Genomic DNA, 16,959 nt, shown 5'->3' on the forward strand with positions numbered 1-16,959 from the left:
ATTTAAATTTTAAGGGTTCCCGCAAAAGGGAACCCTTTATCAAAAAAATGAGAATACTCCTATACGCAATAGCACTTTTGATTTTGGCAGGATGCTCTATGCACCCTCCTAGCTCTACTGCGTTTATGGAAGCCTTGGAACAAAGCTATGACGGAAACAATTCGTCGAGTTATTCTGTTAAAGTTCAACACATTAAATATAGTCATTCCGCCGATGAATGGGACTTGCCGGTTGGATTCGAAAAGAGTACCGCCGTTTCGCCAGGCTATGTTGTAGGCTGGGGCTTGCTTCCGTCTCCATATTTTCATGCCGGCGGTGGCAACAAGTACATAGCCATAAAAGGCTGGGTTTCAACCATCTGGCTCGCTGCTTTTACCGCCCTTTATGCCGATGACGAAGATAACAGTTCCGAAGCCACCGAAAGCGATTCCGACGATGAAGAAACTCTCGATGAGTTGACTTTATTTGTATTCGAGCTGTTTTCAGGAGGATTCTCATTTATTCAACAACTCCCCATCGGCGATCACCTGCGCATTGGCGTTGAAGAATACATTTCACGCAACTTCTGGATTGCGCACCTGACCCAAGAAGATTTCTCTAATGTTGAATGCGGCATTGGTCCGTATATCAGCTTTAGAACTCGACAACACCGATTTGCTGTAGAAAGCCATTTTGGACTCATCGATTTTTCGGATAAAAAACGCTGGACAATCGGCTTGACTTACACTTATACAAAATAAAATTATGCTCAACACCACCCTCTGCTACATCGAACAAGACGGCAAGTACCTGCTGCTCCACCGCGTCAAGAAAAAGAACGACATCAACAAAGACAAGTGGATTGGCATTGGCGGCAAGTTCGAGGAATGGGAATCTCCCGAGGACTGTATCAAGCGCGAAGCACTTGAAGAAACGGGCCTCACGCTGATTCGCCCCAAATACAGAGGGATAGTCACCTTCATTAGCGACGGCATGGATCAAACGGAATTCATGCACCTGTTTACAGCAACCGAATTCACCGGTGAACTCAAAGAATGCGACGAAGGCACGCTCGAATGGGTCCCCAAGGAAAACGTGGCAAAACTCCCCCACTGGGATGGCGACTTGATTTTCCTGGCGTTACTCGAACGCGGAGAGCCGTTCTTTTCGCTCAAACTAACCTATAAAGGCAGCACCTTGACCGAAGCGTTGCTAAACGAAGAACCCGTGACTGTGAGCGGGGTCACACAAGGAAAATGACCCTCTTAAAAAAATGGGTCAAAATGCCCCAATTTAGGGCAAATTAAGTATGTAAGTCCTTGTGAAAAAATATTTTACGTGATTGTATTAAACTATTAACGTAAAAAGAACTATCTTTATTAATACTCCAAACCAACCCCTAGCACCGCCAGCGACTTAATCAAAGGCGGTGTATTTTTTTACCCAGCAATTACCACTTGGCTAGAGCATTAGTGATAATCAGATTTTGGAGTTTTTCAATGGCTCGGGCCTGACCATGACGGTCTTCAGTCTCGTTCGCCTGAACGTCGTAGGTGCCTTCAGCACTGAGCGACTTAGATTCGTAAATGACCTTTTCCTTCACGTTATCAAAGAACTTGACACTCACGCGAATGGTCACACGGTAAGTTTCGACATCGCTATTGCTTGTATAGTTTTCAGGCTTGTTCGTGTAGCTCAAAAGAGTCATCTCGAAGTCTGCCGAGGCATCGCCGGTAACAAGGCGCACACCGCCCGCATTCTTGCGAAACATTTCGACAACGCCCTCGCGAATATTGTTTGCAAGCACCGGATCAAGCGTTTTGTCGTCAACTTCATGAATCTTGACCGTTTTGATGTGACTCGGAAGCGTAGACGCCGTAAAGCTATAACAGCCAGACAAGAGGCATGCCACAAAAGCCACCAAGACCAAATACATCAAACGAGACAGATTCTTTGAAAGCATACTGCAAATTTAAAAAAAACACTCCCAGAGGGAGTGTCTTTTAGGCAACAATTAGGCTAAATCTTAGAGCGATGTCTTGAACGTCCTAGAACCGACCTTCACAATGTACACGCCCTTAGCTCCGGTATAGACCTTCCGAGCGTTTGCGGTACCGCGGGTAGTACGAACAAGATGGCCGAGGCTGTTGAACACCATAATGGACTTGCCTTCCGCATTGGAAACCATAATGCCGTTGTCAGAAGACTTGTAGACAGAGACCGATGCCATGCTAGCATCTAAGGCCAAAGCTTCAGTACCTTCACTAGAAGACGACTGCTTTTGAGCTTCGCTGCTAGAAGACTTCGGAGATTCAGACGAGGAAGAGGCAACGACGCTAGAAGAAGATTCCGGTTCAGGCTTATCACTGATAAGGCCATTCACGTCCCATTGCTTCACGAAGTTCCAGATATCCGAAACATCAGCCTTGGAGGGGCTATGCTGACGACCCTCGAGCTTCAGGTGCTTCACATAGATGCCGTTTTCGCACGGGCCCCAGGTGTAAAGCGTAGCCCTGTTCTCGCTGTTCGGGTGATTGCTCTTGACTTCCGCCTGAGACGGGCACTTGAACTGGTCGCGGTAGCTCTTCAGGTTGTTTTCGAGACCATCATAGCCCACCACGTTGTCGCTGGTTCCGTGAGTATGGAAAATAGGCACCGGACGCTGAGCCGTGCCGGCTCCCATCATCAGGTAGCCGGAGCAGGGAGCAAAGGCAGCGATCTTGTCGGCAATCTTACCCATGGCATGGTAGCTGAGCATGCCACCCATGGAGAAGCCCGACATGTACACGCGCTTTTTGTCGATCTTGTAGTCGTTGGCCAACTGGTCGATAATCTGCGTAATCCATTTGGTATCCTGGTCACCGCTGATATCCCAGGTGCCGTAACCCGTTGCGCCCTTGGGATAGGCTACAACAAAGCCCGCCGTATCGGCAACGGCTTCCCAGTGGGTATTGGACTGCTGATAATTGGGATCCTGGTCCATGCCGTGGAACGACATGAGCAACGGACTATTGTCGGCGATACCGGACGGAGCATAGACGTAGACATCTCGGCCCGAAACAGACACCTTTTTATAGTCATTGATGGATTTTCCACCACCGCCTCCGCCCCAGCCGCCCCATTGAGCAAAAGACATCGACGCTGCTGCCAAAATTGGTAACAAGTATTTCATTTTTCACTCCCTATGTATATAATACCTAGGGATAATATATACCGAAAAAATAGGATTAAAATATTCCACGATTCAATTGTGTTGTTGCAAAAGACAACACAGAAAAATAATTTGCACTCCTTTTTTCTGCATTTTGAAATTCGAATTTCGAAATCAGAATCCCGAATTAACTATCTTTTCCGCGTAAAATTTTTCCAACCGAGGCATAAAATGCTTGACATTAAGAAAATCCGCGAAAATCCGGAATATTATATTGCTGAAACCGAAAAGAAATATACGACCGTAAGCCTTCGTGACGTGCTGGCTGTCGATAACGAACGCCGCCCGCTCCTCACCGAAGTCGAACGCCTCAAGAGCGAACGCAACGCTCAGTCCAAGCGCATTGGCGAACTCAAGAAGAAGGGCGAAAACGCTGACGAAGCTCAGGCCGCCACGCGTGAACTCGGCAACAAGATCGACGAACTTGACAAGAAGCTCAAGGACCTCGACTACAAGCAGACCGAAATGCTCATGCACGTGCCGAACATCGCTCCGCGTTCTCCGGAAGGCAAGGACAGCTCGGACAACGTTGTTGAAAAAGACGGCCCGATTCCCGCCGACTACTACACCAAGAACGATGACTTCGCCCGCGTGGACCACAAGACCCTCGGCGAACGCCTCGGCATTTTTGACTTTGAACGCGGCGCCAAGATTTCTGGTTCCGGCTTCCCGGTTTACCGCGGCTGGGGCTCTCGCCTCGAACGCGCCCTCATCCAGTTCTTCCTCGATGAACACATGAAGAACGGCTTCGAAGAATTCACGCCGCCGTACCTGGTGACCCGCAATACCATGCGCGGCACGGGCCAGCTCCCGAAGTTCGAAGAAGACATGTACCGCTGCGACAAGGACGACGACCTGTTCCTCATCCCGACTGCAGAAGTGCCTCTGACCAACCTCTACTCCGGCGAAGTGATTCCGGAATCTGAACTTCCGAAGCGCATTTGCGCCTACTCTGCTTGCTTCCGCCGCGAAGCTGGTAGCTACGGCAAGGACACTCGCGGTCTTCTCCGCTTGCACCAGTTCAACAAGGTTGAAATGGTTTACTTCGCTCATCCGGATCGTAGCTACGAAGACCACGAAGAACTCACCCGCTTCGGTGAAATGCTTTTGGAAAAGCTCGGCCTCCCCTACCACCGCTTGGCACTCTGCAAGGGTGACCTCGGTTTCGGTGCCGCCAAGTGCTACGACCTCGAAGTTTATGCTCCGGTCGAAAAGAAGTGGCTTGAAGTCAGCTCCTGCTCCAACTTCGAAGACTACCAGGCTCGCCGCGCAAATATCAAGACCAAAATCGGCGGCAAGAACGTTTACGTTCATACGCTGAATGGTTCTGGCCTTGCTACCCCGCGCGTGATGGTCGGTATCTGCGACAACTACCAGCAGAAAGATGGCTCGCTCAAGATTCCTGAAGTGCTGCGTCCGTACATGGGTGGCATGGAAGTGATTGAACCGAAGAAGTAATCGAAAAAGTTATTTTACTAAAAAACAAACTTTATTAAAGTAGTTTTACATAGTAAAATTTTTCAATACACTCGTATTGAAGGCTAAATACAAAGTATATGGTTATGGCTTGCAGTGCCATAACCATTTTATTATCTTTTGCTTAAAATCCCCCCAACCTCTCTCCAAAGGAGAATTGTATGAACATTAAGCTTATCTCTGTCGTCTCCGCGCTCGCAGTGTCTGCTGCAGTCGCTCAGGACTATGATGACGAATACGAAACTTCTTCTACCGAAAGTGTTCAGGAAGAAGCCCCTGCCGCTCCGGCACCGGAACCGGCCCCTGCTCCGGCAGCAGAAACCTCTTCTACCACCAGCTTCGAAGCTCCTGCCGCTTCTGAAAGTGTTCCGACACCGTCTGCTGCAGGTTTCAAAGTTCTTCACGGCAACGCATACAACCTGCAGGGCAACGAACTCGGCGCCTCCACGATCGGTGGCGACATGAACGCCGTCTATAAGATGTACGGCCGCAAGCTTATCTACATCGAACCGTCTGGCGAAGAAGCTGATCTCGCACTCAGCTCTGGCGCTATGACTTACCTGGTTGCTTTCGACAACAACATTTCTCGTGATCCGCTGCCGGCTGGCATTTCTCACCCGGATGATCCGTATGTTGCCATGGGCCTGTTCACCGCTGGTATCGCAACTCCGGCCTTCGGTGTCGCAGTCGACATCGCAATCGATAAGGCTTGGCAGTCCGACGAAGAAAAAATCGGCAACACCAAGAACACCGAAGATCGCTCCGTCACTGAAGCTGGCGACTACATCAACGTGAAGTTCGGTGCCCCGCTCGGTGCATTCGACATTACTGCAAACGTCTACTGGCTCACCTTCAGACAGGAAGTCGATGTTGAAACCAACGACGATGGTGCCAAGACCGAAAATGATCCGGACTACTGGGATCTCGGTGCTAGCGTGACCCTCTCTAACGGTCCTTCCGCAACGAACTTTGCCTGGTCTACTGGCCTCGACTTCTTGCGTCAAAAGAGTGACCGTCGCCAGAAGGCCGGTCCGAACACCGTTGAAACCACCAACAACGATGCATTCCTCTTCATCCAGCCGCGCTTCAACTTCGCGCTCCCGGTATTTGTTGCTGAAAACGCTCAGGTGTTCGTTGGCTTGAATACTCGCTTGCCGATCTTCATTTTCGACGAAATCGAAAACGGCGACAACAGCACAAACGTCTACGACTTCGGTCTCTTCTCTACTCCGAACCTGCTTGCTGAAATGACCCTCGGCGAACACTGGATCCTCTTCGGTGGTGCAGCCTTCGAATGGAAGGTCATTGACTACCATACCGAATCTGAAGAATCTGGAGCCAACTATGATGACACCTCCGTCATTTCGATGCGTACCAACACGACTAACGCTAATGCCGGTCTCCGCTTCAGCTACGACCACTTGGTCATCGAAGCATCCATTGCTGACAACCTGGGCACTGCCGCATGGAGTGGCCTCGTTGGCAACCTCGGCATCTTCTTCATGTTCTAAGTACGTCTAGAACGGATTTAAGGCGAACCTTTGAAAATAAAAGGTTCGCCTTTTTTTATTTTTCTCGACATGGTTTTAAATATTATTTGGCTCGTTTTCTTCTTTGGCGCATTTGTCGCCTGTATGGTCCAGTGGATTGCTTTTGGCGACTCTGGAATTTTCAACAAAGCCATTCTCGGTGCCTTCGATATGTCCAAGACCGCATTCGAAATCGCCATCGGTCTTACCGGCATTCTTTCGCTCTGGCTTGGCATCATGAAGATTGGTGAAAAAGCGGGCGCAGTCCAAATTCTCGCAAAGATTGTTTCGCCACTGTTCAGCAGGCTCTTCCCCGAGATTCCGAAGAACCACCCTGTGATTGGCACCATGCTCATGAATATCAGTGCCAACATGCTCGGACTCGATAACGCCGCCACCCCCATGGGTCTGCAAGCCATGAAGCAGTTGCAAGAAATCAATCCGAACGAAGACAAGTCCGTCGCAAGCAATTCCCAGATTATGTTCCTTGTGCTGAACGCCAGCGGCCTTACGCTGATTCCGGTGAGCATTATGACTTACCGCGCCCAAATGGGAGCCGCAAACCCAAGCGATGTGTTCTTGCCGCTCTTGCTTTCAACATTCTTTAGCACTTTGGCCGGTATTTTCGCACTCAGTTTCTTCCAGAAAGTAAAGCTCAAAGACCCTGTCACAGTGGCCTGGCTCGCCGGACTTTCGGCCTGCGTTATTTCGATTATGGTGTACTTCAGCCACCTGAGCGCCGAAGCTATTGGCACCACCAGCCTTTTGATTAGCGGAATTGCCTTATTTGGAATTATTGTCGCCTTCCTTGGACTTGCCGTGTACAAGAAGGTGCAAGCCTACGAAGCCTTTGTCGAAGGCGCTAAAGACGGATTCCACACCGCCGTCATGATTATTCCGAACTTGGTTGCCATTCTTGTGGGCGTGGCCGTATTCCGTGCAAGCGGAGCAATGGATTTGTTACTGAACGGAGTCTCTTGGATTTTGGGTCTTTGCGGCGTCGGTAACGATATCGTGCCCGCACTCCCCACCGCCATCATGAAACCTTTGAGCGGTAGCGGTGCCCGCGGCATGATGATTGATGCCATGAAGACTCTTGGACCGGATAGTTTCGCTGGTCGCCTGAGTTGCATGTTCCAGGGTGCAGCAGATACGACGTTCTACATTATCGCCGTTTACTTTGGATCAGTTGGAGTTAAAAAGACTCGCCATGCAGTCACATGCGCTTTAATTGCTGATGCTGCAGGCGTGATTGCCGCAATCGCAATCGCCTACCTGTTCTTCCCACCTAATTAGACTTGAGGACGGTGCTACGCACCTACAGACGAGAGACGAAAGAAAATGAAGAAAGAAAATTCTTCATTTTTTTATGTTCTAGCTTGAACAACAACAAACAGAGTATCGTATAGCAAGAATCTTTATACACCATACGGATTCGATATACGAAACTAAACAAGAGCCTTTGTTTTAGTTGAGTTAAGTTCTATGAACTAAAAACTAACGTTTTTTCAAGGCTTTTTTATAAAAAAAATTTTTATTGATAAGTATTTTATCAAACAGATTTTACGTTAGTAAAATCCGATAAATGCGTAAGGCGAATGCTGCAGGTCTGCTTGCAGACCTATAACTGAGCCTAGCATTTAGTACTTTAGTTCATCCGTGTGACAATAAAAAAATTAGCCTTTCGCTTGAGCTATAAGCAGGGCAAGATAGCCAGCATAGATAGCTAAGAGAATAGCGCCGGCAATGCGGTTCAAACGACCATCGCCTTTACGCCTAAAGCCAAGCACAATCAAGGCAACCGTCAAAGCAGTCATTAAAGGCATGTCACGATACGTGACAGCCTTTTCAATTTCATCCATCGGAGAAATGGTTGCTGCAAGGCCAACTACCGCAAGCGTATTGAACAAATTCGAGCCAATGATATTGCCAAGAGCCAAATCATTTTCGCCCTTACGGGCCGCGGCAATAGAACTAGCAAGTTCCGGCAACGACGTACCAATAGCAACAATCGTAAGACCAATCAAAAGATCGCTCACACCAAGCGTACGGGCAATTTCAACAGCGCCCCAAACAAGGGCTCGTGAACTAGCAACCAGCAGAGCAAGTCCCAGAACAAGCCACAAAATAGACTTGCCCAGCGAAGCCTGGTTTCCAGCAGATTCATCTTCAGCAGAATTTGAAGCCTCGGCTTTCGCTTTCTTCAATTCACGCCAAATGCTGTAACCCATTACAAGCGCAAAGACGACCAGCAAAAGCACGCCATTCCAGCGCACCACGCTTCCATCCCACACAAGCACAATTGAAAGTATCGACACCGCAATCAAAATCGGCAAATCACCGCGAATCACGGAGCGCTGCATTAGAATCGGAGAAATCAAAGCCGTAGCGCCAAGAATCAAGGCTATGTTTGCAATGTTGCTACCGTAGGCGTTACCAAGCGCAAGCTCGGGATTCCCTTGGGAGGCCGATATAGCAGAAACCGTAAGCTCCGGAGCAGAGGTTCCAAAGCCTACGATTACCATTCCTATGAGGAGTGTTGACATGCCGCAATATTCGGCGATACCAACAGCTCCATCCACAAATTTATCTGCACTCCAAACGAGAACAGCTAAGCCAACAATTACAGCAACAATTGCAAGAATCATATATTAAAAAGGATAAACGGTAATTCCGAGATTGAGCGAAGACGCATCCAAGTTCAAGTTCATGTACTTAAGATGGCCGTCGTACAAGTCGGACACACCGAGGTTTGCAGAAACATCAAGCGAAAGATAGTCATTTGCAAGCACGGAGAAGCCGAAGACAAACGCACAATCGGCGCTAGTACGGTATTCATCCATCATGTCAATTCGACTAGTATGCTTTTCATCTTTACTGTCGGTGTAAGAAATACGGAGCTTGTCATACAGCGGGATAGACATTTCGACACCGAGGTCGAAGTATATTCTCGAAGATGCAGCCTTAAAGGTGAACAAAACCGGGACATCGATTTTCTTTTGGCTGAATCTGAAGTTCGTCGGAACGTCATTAACATAATAAGATTCACTAGCCTTACTCTGTTCATAAAGAACGCCAAGCTTGATACCCATCGTATATTGGTTCAGCGGAATAATCGACATGATACCCGCTCTCCAGCTTAAGCCACTGTACTGGTCGCCATCCCAATCGTTACCCGACAACTGGTAAGCGCCAACAGAGCCGTGAGCACCGACTTTAAGTTTCATCGGATAAAGGCCCCTAAGTTCATCCATAGTGACCGTATCCTTACCTTCACGCTGAGCAACATAAACAGTACGAACAGGAACACCATCATCACGGGTGTAGACCGTTTCGTAAAGAACCGCATTTCTTGCATCACGGAACTGTTCAACAGCCCTTGCGGAGGCAGCCGTTCTATCGGCGTCCGAATCGGCATTACGAACGGCCTTCGGAGCAACAACCACGGCAGGTTCTTCAACTGTGCTTACGGGAGCTGCTGCAGGAGCGGCTTGTTCAACAGGGGCTTCTGCAACGGGTGCAGCCTGTTCAGCAGGAGCAGCAGTTTCGGCTCCACGAACTGCAACAGGAGCAGATTCTTCAGCAGGCGCAGCGGCAGGGGCCGCATCCTGAGCGAAAGACATTGCCGAAAAGGCGAGAACGGTGAGAATACCAGTAAGTTTACGATTCATATTGAGCCTCCATTTTCTTGAAGTTTATTATAGCATATTTTTTTATTAAAAGAGCTGTTTAAAGGCCAAAAACAGGACAAAATCGTATCATTGAGCGATAAAATGAAAAATGAAGGCTACAGATAATCCTTGTTAATTATTCATTTTATCTAAATTTATAGCATGAATCTGAATATTGTTTCCTCTGAAAATCTCAAAAACGTCGACAATAAGGCATACGCCCTCTTTTTTGTCAAGCAATCTATCCAGTTTTCCACGGTTCTCTCCCCTGAAGGCGAAGAACAGGTAGAAGCAATTCTGAAGGGCATGAATGACGGTCCCTTCGAAGATCTTGAATACTTAGAAATTGATGGTTGCAACACCTTCTTTGTAAATGCAGCCAAGGAACGCGGCCTTTCTGCCCTCGACCACCTGCGCATGGCCGCCTACCGCCTAGCCAAGCGCGCCATGAAAAAGCAGGTTCCCTGCGTGAGCCTGTTCCTAGCCGATGCCGCCGATGAACAGTTCAAAGCCATTTTGCATGGTCTGCATTACGCCGACTACAAGTTTGACGCCTACAAGAGCAAGCAAAAGCCGAACTTCCAGGTGACCTACGAAATCGTCGCTGGCGAGCACGTCAAGGATTTCAAGAAGATTGCCGAAGACGTGGCCGTGGAACAGAAGGCTGTGACGCTTGCCAAGAACTTGATCAACACAAGCGCATCGGACCTCTACCCCGCCGAATTCGTGGAACGCGCAAAGACCATTGCCAAGTACACCGAAGGCTTGAGCATCAAGGTTCGCAACATGAAGCAGCTCGAAAAGGAAGGCTTCATGGGCCACGTGACTGTTGGCAAAGGCAGCTCTCACGAGCCGCACATGATTACGCTCGAATACAAGCCTGCAAAGCGCACCTCCAAGGACCACTTGGTGATTGTCGGCAAGGGCCTCACTTTTGATACGGGCGGCCTCTGCCTGAAACCGCCTAAATCCATGCCCGAAATGATTAGCGACATGAGTGGTGCCGCGACCGCGCTCGCCGCCATTCAGGCTATCGCCACACTCAAACTCCCAATTCGCGTGAGCGCCGTCTGCTGCCTCGCCGAAAATGCAATCGGCAATCAGTCGGTTCTCCCGGGTGATATCTTTACCGCCAAGAACGGCAAGACCGTCATGGTCGACAACACCGACGCCGAAGGCCGTCTGGTTCTCAGCGACGGACTTGCCGAAGCCGGCGAAATCGGCGCAACGCACATCGTGGACCTCGCCACCCTTACGGGCGCCATGGTCCGCGCCCTCGGCTACGCTGTCACTGGATTCTTCAGCAATGACGACGACCTTGGCCTCAAGGTGATTAACTGCGGCGAAGCCTGCTGCGAAAAATTCTGGAGCATGCCGCTCGAAGAAGAATACGCCGATGCCCTCAAGGACAAGTTCGCCGACCTCAAGAATACGGGAAGTGACGCAGGCGCAATCTCTGCCGCCCTGTTCCTCCAGGAATTCGTGCCCGAAAATACCGCTTGGACGCACTGGGACATCGCCGGCACGGCATTCGTGACCAAGGCCTGGAAGTACACCGAATACGGCGCAACCGGATTTGGCGTGCAGACCTTGATTCAACTTGCCCGCGAAATGAGTTGCGCTGAGTAAATTTCTATCTTTGGAATTGTATGAAAAACGTTGATACGATTGCCGTTTTGGACTTTGGCGGGCAGTATGCCCACCTGATTGCTAACCGTGTGCGCCGCTTGGGCGTGTTTACCGAAATCCACTCCCCTGCCGCCTCGGTCTCTGAACTGGAAGGCGTGAAGGGAATCATCTACAGTGGCGGCCCTTCCAGCGTGTACGCGGCCGACGCCCCGGAATACAATCCCGAAATTTTGGACCTCCCGGTGCCGAAGCTTGGCATCTGCTACGGTCACCAGCTCATCGCCCAGCAGTTGGGCGGTCACGTGGAACCGGGCAAGGTCAAGGAATACGGCATCGCCGACCTTATCGTGGGCGACGAGAAGTGCCCGATTTTGAAGGACCTCCCGAAGGCCTCCCCCATGTGGATGAGCCACGGCGACCAAGTCACCAAGCTCCCCGAGGGCTACAAGATTGTGGCCAGCACCAAGGACTGCGAAATCGCCGCCGTCGCCTTCGACAGCGACAAGCCCGAACGCCAGATTTTCGGCATCCAGTTCCACCCGGAAGTCACACACAGCAAGTTCGGCATGAAGTTGCTCGAAAACTTCATCGACTTCACGGGCGCCAAGAAAACTTGGAACATGAAGAGCTACCTACCGCTCATCACGCAGAGAATCAAGGACCAGGTCAAGGACCGCAAGGTCTTCTTGCTCGTGTCTGGCGGCGTAGACTCCACCGTAGCATTCGTTCTTTTGAACCGCGTGCTCGGACCGGAAAAGGTCCTCGGCCTGCATGTGGATAACGGCATGATGCGCCTCGGCGAATCCCAGAAGATTATGGACTTCCTCACGAAGGAAGGCATGAACAACCTCAAGGTCCGCGACGCCAGCGAACACTTCCTTGAAAAGCTCAAAGGCGTGACTGCGCCGGAAACCAAGCGCGGCATCATCGGTAAGGAATTCCTGACGGTGAAGGACGAGGAAATGGCGAAACTCAACCTCGATCCGAACCAGTGGATGATGGCGCAGGGCACCATCTACCCCGACACCATCGAAAGCGGCGGCACCAAGAACGCCGACAAGATCAAGACGCACCACAACCGCGTCCAGGAAGTCTTGGACCTCATGGAAAAGGGACTCGTGCTCGAACCGCTGGCCGACCTGTACAAGGACGAAGTCCGTGCCCTCGGTGAAGAGCTCGGCATTCCGCACAACCTCGTGTGGCGTCACCCGTTCCCGGGTCCGGGCCTCGGCGTTCGTCTGCTCTGCAGCGAAGGCAAGCTCTCCGATGACATGGTCAAGTTCGAAGACGTGAAGGACACCGCAGGCAACAGCCTCGCCGACTACCTGAAGGCAAACAACATTGCAGGCCGCATGCTCCCCATCAAGAGCGTGGGCGTGCAGGGCGATGGCCGTACTTACGCACAGCCGTTCCTCATCACCACTCCGGGCCTTAGCTGGAAGGATTGCGAAAAGTTCTCTACTGAACTTGCCAACCGTTTCAAGGCAATCAACCGCGTCATCTACCAGATTGGTAGCGTCGCCGATGAAGATCCGAAGCTCGTTGAACAGTACGCCACCCGCGAAAACTTCGATACGCTCCGCAAGTTCGACAACATTTGTACTGAATTCTTGCAGGCAAATGATTTGTACGAAAAGATCTGGCAGATGCCGGTCGTGCTCGTGCCGCTCCGCACGGCAAACAAGCCCTGCATTGTGATGCGCCCGGTGAACTCCACCGAAGCCATGACCGCAAACTTCGCCGAAATCGACCAGGGAATGCTCGCCGGACTCTGGCGCAAGTTCGAAGCCGAAGGCGCAGGCAGCCTGTGGTACGACGTGACCCACAAGCCGCCCGGAACTATCGAGTGGGAGTAGCGCGGAGCCGAGTGTCGCAAAAATGAGCTTGCTCATTTTTATGACCGAGGCGAACAAGCAGACGCTGAAGCCGTAGGCGTAAGCGTCAATAAGGCGAGTGTCGCGACAAAAAATTGCTTTTGTCATGACCGAGCCGCGCGAACACGCGCTTGAACAAAGTGAAAGCGCAATGGGAGTAAGACATGGCTGGTATTACATACGAAATAGACGACAAGAACCTTGTCGAACAAATTCGTAACGACGCACAAAACGCCGCGAAGGAAGTTGTCGAAAAGGCCCGCCTCACGGCAGGCAATATCGTGGTTATCGGTTGCAGCACGAGTTCCACTCTCGGAAACGACATCGGTAGCCATTCTGTGCCCGAAGTTGGCAAGGCCATTTTCGAGGGCTTGCAGTCTGTATTCAAACCACTCGGCATCTACATTGCTGCGCAGTGCTGCGAGCACCTAAACCGTGCCATCATCATTGAGCGCGCGGCCGTGCCGAACGCCGAAATTGTGAACGTAGTTCCGCAACCCAAGGCCGGGGGCTCGTTCGCCACCGCCTGCTACGGAGCATTCGAGCATCCCGTTGCCCTCGAGCATATCAAGGCAGACGCAGGCCTCGACATCGGCGGCACGCTTATCGGCATGCACCTGAAAGAAGTCGCCGTTCCCCTGCACATGCAGCAAACTCATGTCGGCAAGGCAATCCTGATTGCGGCCCGCACCCGCCCAAAATTCATTGGCGGCGAACGCGCCCACTACGACGAAACAATGAAATAGAAATTCAAATATTCCAATTTGGAGTAAGAAAATTGTAATAAAAAGGGACTTTTTTCAAGGAAAAGCCCCTTTTTTCGTCTCGTTTAGTTAAATTGAGTTCGAGATAAGGAGAAAATGTTTGTTATGCAAGAAGGTCCCGACTTAAATCGTGGTAACATAAATCTTGAAAAAACAGACCCCATTACAGGCCTAGATACTACGGCTTGGTTCTTTTCACAAACCCAAAGAGACCCAAACTTCTACCCGCTTCATAAATCCACCATTACGTTCTTTAACGTAATGAACTTCAAGACGATTAACCAAAGATTTTCTTACCCGGGCGGAAACGCCTACCTGTGCAAGTTTAGGGACGAACTCAGGCGCATTTTTGAAGGTGAAAACGTATTACGAGCCGGCGCAGACCATCTTGTAGTCATCAGCCTAAATCTCGCTATCGAAGATATAGCCGACAGAATCAAAGAATTAAACCTGGTAATGGGACGCTTCGAAGGCGGACTTAGAAATCAGATCAAGGCGGGCATCTACGTTTCCGACGGCTCACCGCAAAAGCCCATCGTGATGATGGACCGAGCATCCCTAGCCTGTCGCGAGGTTCACGGCATTTTCAATAAAGAATACGCCGTTTTTGATGATGCCCTCAAGATTAAGCTAGAAGAAAAGCAATATGTGCTGGACCATTTTGAAGAAGCTTTCGAAAAAGGCTACTTCCATGTCTATTACCAGCCCGTGGTTCGCGCCCTTACCGGAAAGGTATGCGGATACGAAGCCCTCGCCCGCTGGATTGACCCCGTAAAAGGAATGATTTCCCCCTTAATCTTCATCGATGTTCTTGAGAAAGTCCACCTGATCCACAAGTTAGACGCCTACATTATCGAACAAGCATGCAAGGACCTTCGTGACGACATCGATAGCGGATACGCCTACCAGCCCATTTCGGTCAACCTTTCTAGACTTGACTTTGAATTAAGCGACATCAAGAGCGTCATTGACAGGGTCGTTGCCAAGTACAACGTTCCCAAGGAATACCTGGTGTTGGAAGTCACCGAAAGCGCTTTTGCCTCGGATCAGAAAAGCCTTGGTGAGACAATCAAGGAATTCCGTGATGACGGATACCAGGTATGGCTAGACGACTTCGGTTCCGGATTCAGTTCGTTCAACAACCTGCAGATCTACGATTTTGATTTCCTCAAAATCGACATGAATTTCTTGCGCACATTCGACCAGAACCCGAAGTCAAGGGTGATTATCGCCTCGATTGTCGATATGGCGAAAAAACTCGGCATCCATACGCTTGCCGAAGGGGTCGAAACCGAGGAACAGTACGAATTCCTGAAGCGTATCGGCTGCGAACTCATTCAAGGTTACTATTTCTACAAACCCATTCCGCTTGAAGATTACCACACAAAGCGTGCGGAGCTCTGCAGTTTCGAAACAAACGAGAGCCCTGAAGAACGCCATTACTTTGACGAAATTGGCCGCATCAACTTCCTGGACAACACACCGCTCCGCGAACACAAGCTCGAAATTGCAAGCGATATCCCGATTGCCATTATTGAAGGTGAAAACCGTAAATACAGATTTATTTTCGTGAACAACGCCTTCAAGAAAGTGATGAGGACATTCGGAGCCGATACCACAGACGAAGTTCTCAACCGTTTACACAAAAACGACCCAGGAATCCTTCGTAAACGTTATGAAGGACTCATTCATTCAGAAGAAACACACGAAATTGTCGAATTCTTCGAAGATTTCGGTGACGTTAAAATTGTAAGCAAAGCTCGTTTCTTGACCCGAATGGGCGACAAAATTGCCTACGCGTTCGTCATTAAGGTCTTGTCAGCGAAAAAATAGAGCAAAAAAACGCACAAACTATAAAAATGTGCAAAATTTTTCACTTTTTTTTGGGGAAAATTTACTTTTTTCCGAAAAATTTTATAATATAGCGTTAAAGAATACGAAAACGCCTTTACCAAGGAGAAAATATGGCTGGAAAGAAGAGCAAGAACGCGCTGGATGACGATCCGATTATTCCGAACGACGACCTCGAAATGGAAGAAGCTTCCATCTTCGAAGAAGAGGACGACGATTCCGAAGACAAGGGTATCGACGAAATCCTCGGCGGTGCAACTCTTGGCCGTGCTGCAGGTGACCTCGACGGCTGGGGCAGCTCCGAATATGAGGACAACTAATTTCTCGTGAACCGCGAGGAACTTAAAGAGAAATACGGCAAAAAGCGTGTACCCCGTGAGTGGCGGGGTACTGATTTGTTGTCTACTCTCATAACAACCTTTTTTGGCTCGGGCATGTCGCCCAAAGCTCCTGGAACCATGGGAAGTTTGGCCGCTACTATTGTCGCCTACCCCATGGCTATTTTTGCAGCAAAAGAACCTCTTGGACAAACCGACTATATGGTCGGAAGTGTTAATTTCGGTTGGTGTTTTAATTTATTCTTTATCTGTGCGGCACTTATCGTTTTCTTCGGTGCAATTCCGTTCGTGAACAAAGCGATGAAAGATACCGCCACCGAAGACCCCGGCTGGATTGTGATTGACGAAGTCTGCGGAATATTCATGGCTCTCGCGTTCATTCCAACGGAATTTATTCTCGCTCAGCCTTGGATTCTCGCCATCGCATTTGCCCTATTCCGCTTTTTCGATATCCTGAAACCGCTCGGCATCCACCGATTTGAAAAGTTCCCCAAAGCATGGGGCGTAATGGCCGATGACTTGCTCGGCGGTCTCTACGCAGGAATCGTTCTCTATCTTGGATTAGTGCTTGTCGTCGCGCTTACTTAATTCGACGATTTTTTCGTTTTTATACGATTTTAGGCGATAATTGGGGGTG

General features: G+C 49.8%; 15 protein-coding genes. 11 read left to right on the forward strand and 4 right to left on the reverse strand.

All coding sequences use genetic code 11. The features are described from left to right. The first annotated feature begins 98 nt into the window (after positions 1-98). Complete coding sequence (locus tag QOL41_RS08325; protein ID WP_283429383.1) at positions 99-740, forward strand: hypothetical protein; 642 nt, start codon at positions 99-101, stop codon at positions 738-740. A 4-nt stretch (positions 741-744) separates the two neighbouring features. Beyond that, a complete protein-coding gene (locus QOL41_RS08330) occupies positions 745-1,239 on the forward strand; it encodes an NUDIX hydrolase (RefSeq protein ID WP_173654624.1) in 495 nt (164 codons plus the stop codon). A 190-nt stretch (positions 1,240-1,429) separates the two neighbouring features. Here the strand turns inward: QOL41_RS08330 and lptE are convergent, their stop codons facing one another. Together lptE and QOL41_RS08340 are read right to left on the reverse strand one after the other, a co-directional pair. Beyond that, positions 1,430-1,942, reverse strand: a complete 513-nt coding sequence (gene lptE, locus QOL41_RS08335; protein ID WP_173654625.1) for an LPS assembly lipoprotein LptE — start codon at positions 1,940-1,942, stop codon at positions 1,430-1,432. Between the two features lie 63 nt (positions 1,943-2,005). After that, positions 2,006-3,151 carry a PHB depolymerase family esterase gene (locus tag QOL41_RS08340; RefSeq protein ID WP_283429384.1) on the reverse strand — a complete coding sequence of 382 codons (1,146 nt, stop codon included), beginning with the start codon at positions 3,149-3,151 and terminating at the stop codon, positions 2,006-2,008. A gap of 210 nt (positions 3,152-3,361) precedes the next feature. Here QOL41_RS08340 and serS point away from each other — a divergent pair, with 210 nt between their 5' ends. The 3 genes from serS to QOL41_RS08355 all read left to right on the forward strand — a co-directional run bounded on the left by serS (position 3,362) and on the right by QOL41_RS08355 (position 7,491). Then, positions 3,362-4,648, forward strand: coding sequence for a serine--tRNA ligase (gene serS / locus QOL41_RS08345; protein ID WP_163439063.1), 1,287 nt, complete (start codon positions 3,362-3,364; stop codon positions 4,646-4,648). Between the two features lie 179 nt (positions 4,649-4,827). Next, the gene (locus QOL41_RS08350) at positions 4,828-6,177 is read left to right on the forward strand and encodes a hypothetical protein (RefSeq protein ID WP_283429385.1); all 1,350 of its coding nucleotides are present in this window, start codon (positions 4,828-4,830) and stop codon (positions 6,175-6,177) included. A gap of 69 nt (positions 6,178-6,246) precedes the next feature. Next, complete coding sequence (locus QOL41_RS08355; protein ID WP_088628438.1) at positions 6,247-7,491, forward strand: spore maturation protein; 1,245 nt, start codon at positions 6,247-6,249, stop codon at positions 7,489-7,491. 380 nt (positions 7,492-7,871) lie between these two features. On the opposite strand, the gene QOL41_RS08360 is transcribed toward QOL41_RS08355, so the two are convergent. Both QOL41_RS08360 and QOL41_RS08365 read right to left on the reverse strand, forming a co-directional pair. Beyond that, positions 7,872-8,843, reverse strand: a complete 972-nt coding sequence (locus tag QOL41_RS08360; RefSeq protein ID WP_283429386.1) for a calcium/sodium antiporter — start codon at positions 8,841-8,843, stop codon at positions 7,872-7,874. A gap of 3 nt (positions 8,844-8,846) precedes the next feature. Next, positions 8,847-9,866: an outer membrane beta-barrel protein gene (locus QOL41_RS08365; RefSeq protein ID WP_283429387.1), complete on the reverse strand. Its 1,020-nt coding sequence runs from the start codon at positions 9,864-9,866 to the stop codon at positions 8,847-8,849. A 162-nt stretch (positions 9,867-10,028) separates the two neighbouring features. Here QOL41_RS08365 and QOL41_RS08370 point away from each other — a divergent pair, with 162 nt between their 5' ends. From QOL41_RS08370 to QOL41_RS08395, 6 genes are all read left to right on the forward strand, one after another. Then, entirely contained in the window at positions 10,029-11,495 is a 1,467-nt protein-coding gene (locus QOL41_RS08370; RefSeq protein WP_283429388.1) for a leucyl aminopeptidase family protein, read from the forward strand. Between the two features lie 20 nt (positions 11,496-11,515). Continuing rightward, positions 11,516-13,351 (forward strand): glutamine-hydrolyzing GMP synthase, encoded by a 1,836-nt coding sequence (gene guaA / locus QOL41_RS08375; RefSeq protein WP_283429389.1) that lies wholly within the window; start codon positions 11,516-11,518, stop codon positions 13,349-13,351. A 182-nt stretch (positions 13,352-13,533) separates the two neighbouring features. Beyond that, positions 13,534-14,115, forward strand: a complete 582-nt coding sequence (locus tag QOL41_RS08380; protein WP_283429390.1) for a TIGR01440 family protein — start codon at positions 13,534-13,536, stop codon at positions 14,113-14,115. A 114-nt stretch (positions 14,116-14,229) separates the two neighbouring features. Further along, positions 14,230-15,966: an EAL domain-containing protein gene (locus tag QOL41_RS08385; protein ID WP_283429391.1), complete on the forward strand. Its 1,737-nt coding sequence runs from the start codon at positions 14,230-14,232 to the stop codon at positions 15,964-15,966. A 131-nt stretch (positions 15,967-16,097) separates the two neighbouring features. Then, a complete protein-coding gene (locus tag QOL41_RS08390; RefSeq protein ID WP_073054201.1) occupies positions 16,098-16,304 on the forward strand; it encodes a hypothetical protein in 207 nt (68 codons plus the stop codon). 114 nt (positions 16,305-16,418) lie between these two features. Continuing rightward, positions 16,419-16,910: a phosphatidylglycerophosphatase A family protein gene (locus QOL41_RS08395; protein WP_502846878.1), complete on the forward strand. Its 492-nt coding sequence runs from the start codon at positions 16,419-16,421 to the stop codon at positions 16,908-16,910. Positions 16,911-16,959 lie beyond the last annotated feature (49 nt).

Origin of the sequence: Fibrobacter sp. UWB10 (assembly GCF_900182935.1) — a bacterium.
GTDB lineage: Bacteria > Fibrobacterota > Fibrobacteria > Fibrobacterales > Fibrobacteraceae > Fibrobacter > Fibrobacter succinogenes_O.